Source organism: Bradyrhizobium sp., assembly GCF_035570375.1.
Lineage (GTDB): Bacteria > Pseudomonadota > Alphaproteobacteria > Rhizobiales > Xanthobacteraceae > Bradyrhizobium.
Window position 1 is genome coordinate 1 of the sequence record NZ_DATMLW010000211.1, and the last position, 6,039, is coordinate 6,039.

At 60.5% G+C, this 6,039-nt stretch carries 6 protein-coding genes and 1 pseudogene; all 7 read left to right on the plus strand.

Annotated features, from left to right (window positions below):
• Positions 1–366, plus strand: a pseudogene (locus VNX23_RS23500) (ABC transporter ATP-binding protein); the annotation flags it as partial.
• Entirely contained in the window at positions 366–1,076 is a 711-nt protein-coding gene (locus VNX23_RS23505; protein ID WP_325633966.1) for an ABC transporter ATP-binding protein, read from the plus strand. The pseudogene VNX23_RS23500 and the gene VNX23_RS23505, both read left to right, overlap by 1 nt.
• Complete coding sequence (locus tag VNX23_RS23510; protein ID WP_325633967.1) at positions 1,073–1,936, plus strand: branched-chain amino acid ABC transporter permease; 864 nt, start codon at positions 1,073–1,075, stop codon at positions 1,934–1,936. Before VNX23_RS23505 ends, VNX23_RS23510 begins: the two co-directional genes overlap by 4 nt.
• A gap of 9 nt (positions 1,937–1,945) precedes the next feature.
• On the plus strand, positions 1,946–3,031 hold the full coding sequence (locus VNX23_RS23515; RefSeq protein ID WP_325633968.1) for a branched-chain amino acid ABC transporter permease: 1,086 nt from the start codon (positions 1,946–1,948) through the stop codon (positions 3,029–3,031).
• The gene (locus tag VNX23_RS23520) at positions 3,024–4,778 is read left to right on the plus strand and encodes an FAD-dependent monooxygenase (protein ID WP_325633969.1); all 1,755 of its coding nucleotides are present in this window, start codon (positions 3,024–3,026) and stop codon (positions 4,776–4,778) included. The genes VNX23_RS23515 and VNX23_RS23520 overlap by 8 nt, the downstream gene beginning before the upstream one ends.
• Positions 4,779–4,786: 8 nt before the next feature.
• Positions 4,787–5,686: an intradiol ring-cleavage dioxygenase gene (locus VNX23_RS23525; RefSeq protein ID WP_325633970.1), complete on the plus strand. Its 900-nt coding sequence runs from the start codon at positions 4,787–4,789 to the stop codon at positions 5,684–5,686.
• A 172-nt stretch (positions 5,687–5,858) separates the two neighbouring features.
• On the plus strand, positions 5,859–6,039 hold a 181-nt coding region (locus VNX23_RS23530), incomplete at its 3' end, for a 3-keto-5-aminohexanoate cleavage protein (RefSeq protein WP_325633971.1).

Consider the following 6,039-nt stretch of genomic DNA (forward strand, 5'->3'; position numbering starts at 1 on the left):
GCGGACATCCTGGTCGAGACGGGTCTCGCGGATCGGGCCAACCAGCCTGCCGGAAGTCTCGGACTTCTGCAGCGCAAGCGTCTCGAACTCGCCCGGGCGCTTGCGACCGATCCGAAGATCTTGCTGCTCGATGAGATCGCCGGCGGCCTCACCGAAGCCGAATGCCATGCTCTCGTCGAGACCATTCGCGGTGTGCATGGAGGCGGCATGTCGATCATCTGGATTGAGCACGTCCTTCACGCACTGAACGCGGTGGTCGAACGCTTGCTTGTACTGAATTTCGGCAAGGTGATCGGTGTTGGCGAGCCGCAAGCAATCATGGCGTCCCGCGAGGTGCGTGAAATCTATCTAGGGATCGAAATCTGATGGCGCTTCTTGAAACCAGGGCTTTGACGGCGAGTTACGGCGACTTCCAGGCTCTCTTCGGAATCGACATGACGCTCGACGCCGGCGAAACAGTTGCCGTTGTCGGCGCCAACGGCGCGGGCAAGACCACGCTGATGCGGTCCATTGCCGGGGTGCTGCGGAACGGCTCGGATCAGATCAGGTTTGACAACGAGCCGATCGGGGCGCTTCCGGCGCCCGAGGTCGTGGAGCGGGGCATCGCCATGGTGCCGGAAGGACGAAGGCTCTTTCCGTCGCTCTCGGTTGAGGAGAATCTGCTTATCGGTAAATACGGTCGCGCCATCGAAGGGCCATGGTCGCTCAACGCCATCTACGACCTTTTCCCGATTCTGAGAGACCGCCGGAATTCGCCGGGCACCGCACTGTCAGGCGGCCAACAACAGATGGTCGCGATCGGTCGCGCGCTGATGTCCAATCCCCGCGTGTTGCTCTGCGATGAGATCAGCCTGGGACTTGCTCCGATCGTGATCCGCGACATCTATGCGGCCTTTCCGCGCATCCTCGCCTCGGGTGCCTCGGTCGTCGTCGTCGAGCAGGACATCGGGCAGGCGCTCCGGGTCGCCGATCGCATCTATTGTCTCATGGAAGGTCGCGTCACGCTCGAGGGACCGCCGGCAGCGTTGTCCCGCGAGGACATCCACGCGGCCTATTTCGGAGCGTCGCGATCATGAGCTGGCTCAACATCGTCATCCAGGGCGTCATGCTCGGTGGACTCTATGCGCTGTTTGCAGCGGGACTCAGCCTGGTCTTCGGCATCATGCGTTTGGTCAATCTCGCTCATGGCGACCTCATCGTCCTGGCCGCGTTTTTGATCCTCGGGCTGGTCACGGCACTGGGGTTAAACCCATTCCTCGCGGCGCTGGTAGCAATACCCATCATGTTTGGCTTCGGCTGGCTCCTCCAGGCGCAGCTCCTCAACCGCACGCTCGGCCCCGACATCTTGCCGCCGCTACTGGTCACATTCGGCCTGTCGATCGTCATTCAGAACGCGCTGCTGGAAGGCTTTTCGGCCGACAGCCGGCGGATCACGGTCGGTCCGCTGGAATCCGCCACGCTCTCGCTCGGTCCGATCAATATCGGCATCATGCCTCTTCTCACCTTGCTGTCGTCGGTCGTTGTCATCGTCAGCCTAAACCAGCTCTTCTATCGCACATCACTTGGACGCGCGTTTCGGGCGACCTCCGACGATCGCGTGACCGCCGGGCTGATGGGGATTCGACCCGATCGCATTTTTTCCGTTGCGACCGGTATCGCCATGATCGTGGTCACGATTGCGGCATTCTATCTCGGCACGCGGGCCAATTTCGATCCGACAATCGGACCGGCACGACTGATTTACGCCTTCGAAGCCGTCATCATCGGTGGACTTGGATCGCTGTGGGGCACGCTGGCGGGCGGCGTCATCATCGGCGTGGCGCAGGCATTCGGCGCAGCCGTCAATCCGGAATGGCAAATCCTAGCTGGGCACGTCGCGTTCCTCGCCGTGCTGCTTTTCAAGCCGCGCGGATTATTTCCGCGTTCGGCGGAGTAGGGGGACAGAATGGATACGACCGCACCCGCATGGCGCGTCCACACACGCACGACCGCGTCAACAGTGTTCTCTGGGATTCTGGGCCTGGCGGTCGCCGTTGCCGTGATGGCTCCGTTGTTCGTTTCCCGGGGCACAGTGCAAAACCTGTTCTTCATTTTCACCATGCTGGTGTTAGCGCAATCCTGGAACATGCTTGCCGGCTTCGCAGGCCTGGTCTCGGTCGGACAGCAAGCATTCGTCGGCTTCGGCGCTTATGTGATGTTCGCATTTGTCATCTTATTTAAGCTGGATCCGCTCGCTTCGATCGCGCTTGCTGGTTTGGCAGGGGTTCTGCTCGCGGCTCTCACCAGCCTCTTTCTTTTCCGCCTACAAGGGGCCTACTTTGCCATCGGGAGCTGGGTCATCGCGGAGGTCGTGCGGCTGCTGCTCGCGCAGTGGAAAGCGCTGGGCGGAGGTACTGGCACTTCGCTTCCGACCGGGGTGACCCGCGACATGTGGGGTGTGAGCGCTGTCGGCCATCTGTTCGGCCTACGGCCCGCGCAGGCGACGGACGTCGTCTGCTACTGGCTGGCCCTGGCGCTCGCGATGGTGACGATCGTCTTCGTCTACCGGCTTCTGCGCTCGCGCCAGGGGCTGGCTCTTGCGGCCGTCCGCGACAACCAGGAAGCCGCGCGCTCGATCGGCGTTGATGCGCGCTGGCTGAAGACATTCGTCTATCTTGCCGCCGCCTTTCTCACCAGTCTGGCCGGCGCGTTGATCTATGTTCAGAAGGCCCGCATTTCCCCGGACGCTGCGTTCTCGGTCGTTGATTGGACGGCTAACGTCATCTTCATCGTTGTGATCGGCGGAATTGGCACCATCGAGGGTCCGATGATCGGGGTGCTCGTATTCTTTCTGCTCCAGAATATGCTGGCAGACCATGGCTCCTGGTATCTGCTCGTGCTTGGACTGATCGGCATCATCGTGATGCTGTTCGCGCCGCAGGGCCTGTGGGGGCTGTTCGCCAGCCGCTCTGATATTCAGTTTTTCCCAGTCCGCCGCATCTTGCGCGGCGGCCCGATCTCCATGAAATGCAAGGGAGGACCGCATGGCTGACATCACAACCGACGTTTTGATCATTGGTACCGGACCTGCTGGTTCGGCGAGTGCCGCACTGCTCTCGACGTACGGCGTCGACAATATGGTGATCAACCGCTACCGCTGGCTGTCGAATACGCCGCGCGCGCATATCACAAATCAGCGTACCATGGAGGTCTTGCGCGACCTCGGTCGCGAGGTCGAGGACGAGGGCTATCTGTTTGCCGCCGAGCAGGATCTGATGGGTGAAAACGTATTCTGCACCTCACTGGCCGGCGAGGAGATCGGGCGCATGAAGAGCTGGGGCAAGCACCCACTTTCGCGGGCTGAGCATCAGCTTTCCTCACCGACGTTTATGAATGACCTGCCGCAGACGTTCATGGAGCCGCTCCTGTTCAAGACGGCGTGCTCGCGCGGGACCCAGGCGCGGATGTCCACGGAGTATCTCTCGCATGTGCAGGACGCCGATGGGGTGACAACAACCTGCCTCGATCGGATGACCGGCAAGGAGTTCAGCGTCCATTCGAAATATCTGATCGGAGCCGACGGTGGCAACTCCAAGGTTGCCGAACATGCCAGCCTGCCGTTTGCCGGCAAGATGGGTGTCGGCGGTTCGATGAACATCCTGTTCAAGGCCGATCTGTCCAAGTACGTCGTCCATCGGCCATCGGTGCTCTACTGGGTTGTGCAACCCGGCGCGGACGTGGGCGGCATTGGCATGGGCCTCGTGCGGATGGTGCGGCCCTGGAACGAATGGCTGATTGTCTGGGGCTACGACATCAACCAACCGGCACCCGAGGTCGATACGGCATTCGCAACCAAGGTCGCACACGAGTTGATCGGCGACCCCCATATCGACGTCGAAATAGAACAGGTGTCCACATGGACCGTGAACAATATGTATGCGACGCAGATGTCGAACGGTCGCGTCTTCTGCATGGGTGACGCCACTCACCGGCATCCGCCGTCCAACGGACTTGGGTCCAACACGTCGATCCAGGATGCCTTCAACCTCGCATGGAAGCTCGCACATGTCATCAAAGGCAAGGCCAGCCCAAAACTGCTCGCCAGCTATTCGCAGGAGCGTGCGCCGGTCGCAAAACAAATCGTGACGCGCGCGAACAAGTCAATCGATGAATTCGGCCCGATATTCGAGTCGCTCGGTCTGCTCGATTCCATCGATCCGGTGAAGATGCAGCAGAACATGGATGCCCGCTGCAACGACACGCCGGAGGCGGAGAAGCAGCGCAAGAAGATCCGCGAGAGCATTGCCTTCAAGGTCTACGAGTTCGACGCTCATGGTGTCGAAATGAATCAGCGTTACCGATCCGAAGCCATCGTGTCTGACGGGCAACCTGAACCGCCTTTCGAGAAGGACGCCGAGCTACACTACCAGCCGACGACATGGCCTGGCGCTCGGTTGCCCCATGCGTGGTTGTTTGATGGCCATGGAGGCAAGGTTTCCACCTTGGATCTTGCCGGCCACGGTCGGTTCGCGCTCCTCACGGGTATTGGCGGGCAGGGCTGGATCGAGGCCGCTAGTATGATCGGGCGGGAACTCGGCATCGACATTGCCGCCTATTCCATTGGGCCGCGGCAGCACTGGCAGGATTTCACCGGAGATTGGGCTCGCTCCCGCGAAGTGCGCGACAGCGGCATCGTCCTCGTGCGACCGGATCAGCATGTCTGCTGGCGGCGGGAGGCGATTGCTGGCGACCCCGTCGCCGAACTACGCCGGGTTTTCAAGACTATTCTCGACAGGTGAGGACGGCCATGCAAGCTCACGAAAGAGGCTTCTTCACGGAAGAAGATTCGATCGAGGTCGTGACCGGCCGCAACATCGACGCGAAGAACGAGCGGGTGCGGACCGCGATGGACGTGATCATCCGCAAGCTGCACGAGGCGGTGAAGGAGATCGAGCCGACGCGGGAGGAGTGGTTCGAAGCAATTCAGTTTCTGACGCGGGTCGGCCACATGTGCGACGAATGGCGCCAAGAGTTCATCTTGCTTTCGGATGTGCTCGGCGTCTCCATGTTGGTCGACGCAATCAATAACCGCAAGCCGTCGGGGGCATCGGAGAGCACGGTTTTAGGGCCCTTCCATGTGGCCGGTGCGCCGGAATTGCCGATGGGAGCCAATATCTGCCTCGACCAGAAGGGGGAGGATATGGTGATTCACGGTCATGTCCGCGACGTCGAAGGCGAGCCAATCGCAGGCGCGACGCTTGATGTCTGGCAAGCCAATGACGAGGGCTTCTATGATGTTCAGCAGAAGGGCATCCAGCCCGACTTCAACCTGCGTGGCTTGTTTCGCACGGGGCCAGACGGACACTATTGGTTCCGCGCGGTCAAGCCAAAATACTATCCGATTCCGCATGATGGGCCGGTCGGCCAATTGCTCGGTGAGTTGGGACGACACCCCAATCGCCCGGCGCATCTACATTTCATTCTGAAGGCGGATGGCTATCAGCCGCTCATCACACATATCTTCGACCCTGACGACCCTTACATCGGTTCGGACGCGGTGTTCGGGGTCAAGAAGAGCCTGCTCGCCGACTTGAAGCGTGTGAACGAACCGGAACGGGCCCGGCAACTCGGCTTTGCCGGCGAATTTTGGGAAATCGAATACAACTTTGTGCTCGCGCCGGCTGGCAATCGAATGCGGCTGGCTTGATGCTTGCGAGGCTGCCGAGCTGCCATACCCCGCCGCTCCGGGCTAAGCGCGTGTTTGTCGTTCATCGATCAGAACCGGCGCCTTGGAAGCTGCTGATGCGGGGGCGTTGCTCATCGTATATTCTGAAGGAGATGCGTGCTATGGCAGACCGCCCACGAAGTTTAAAAGAAGACTGATGACAGCACCTTGCATTATTACCGTCGCCATCACTGGATCCCTGCCGACAAAGGCTGACAATCCAGCCGTGCCGACCACGATTCACGAGCAAATCGAATCGACACAGGAGGCTTTTGAAGCCGGCGCAACACTCGTGCGCTGCCATGTACGGGACGATGCCGGGAAACCAACATCGG

Bases quoted from the DNA above. Each gene is read 5' to 3' on its own strand.
- VNX23_RS23505 (WP_325633966.1), top strand. From the start codon at position 366: ATGGCGCTTCTTGAAACCAGGGCTTTGACGGCGAGTTACGGCGACTTC.
- VNX23_RS23510 (WP_325633967.1), top strand. From the start codon at position 1,073: ATGAGCTGGCTCAACATCGTCATCCAGGGCGTCATGCTCGGTGGACTC.
- VNX23_RS23520 (WP_325633969.1), top strand. From the start codon at position 3,024: ATGGCTGACATCACAACCGACGTTTTGATCATTGGTACCGGACCTGCT.
- VNX23_RS23525 (WP_325633970.1), top strand. From the start codon at position 4,787: ATGCAAGCTCACGAAAGAGGCTTCTTCACGGAAGAAGATTCGATCGAG.
- VNX23_RS23515 (WP_325633968.1), top strand. From the start codon at position 1,946: ATGGATACGACCGCACCCGCATGGCGCGTCCACACACGCACGACCGCG.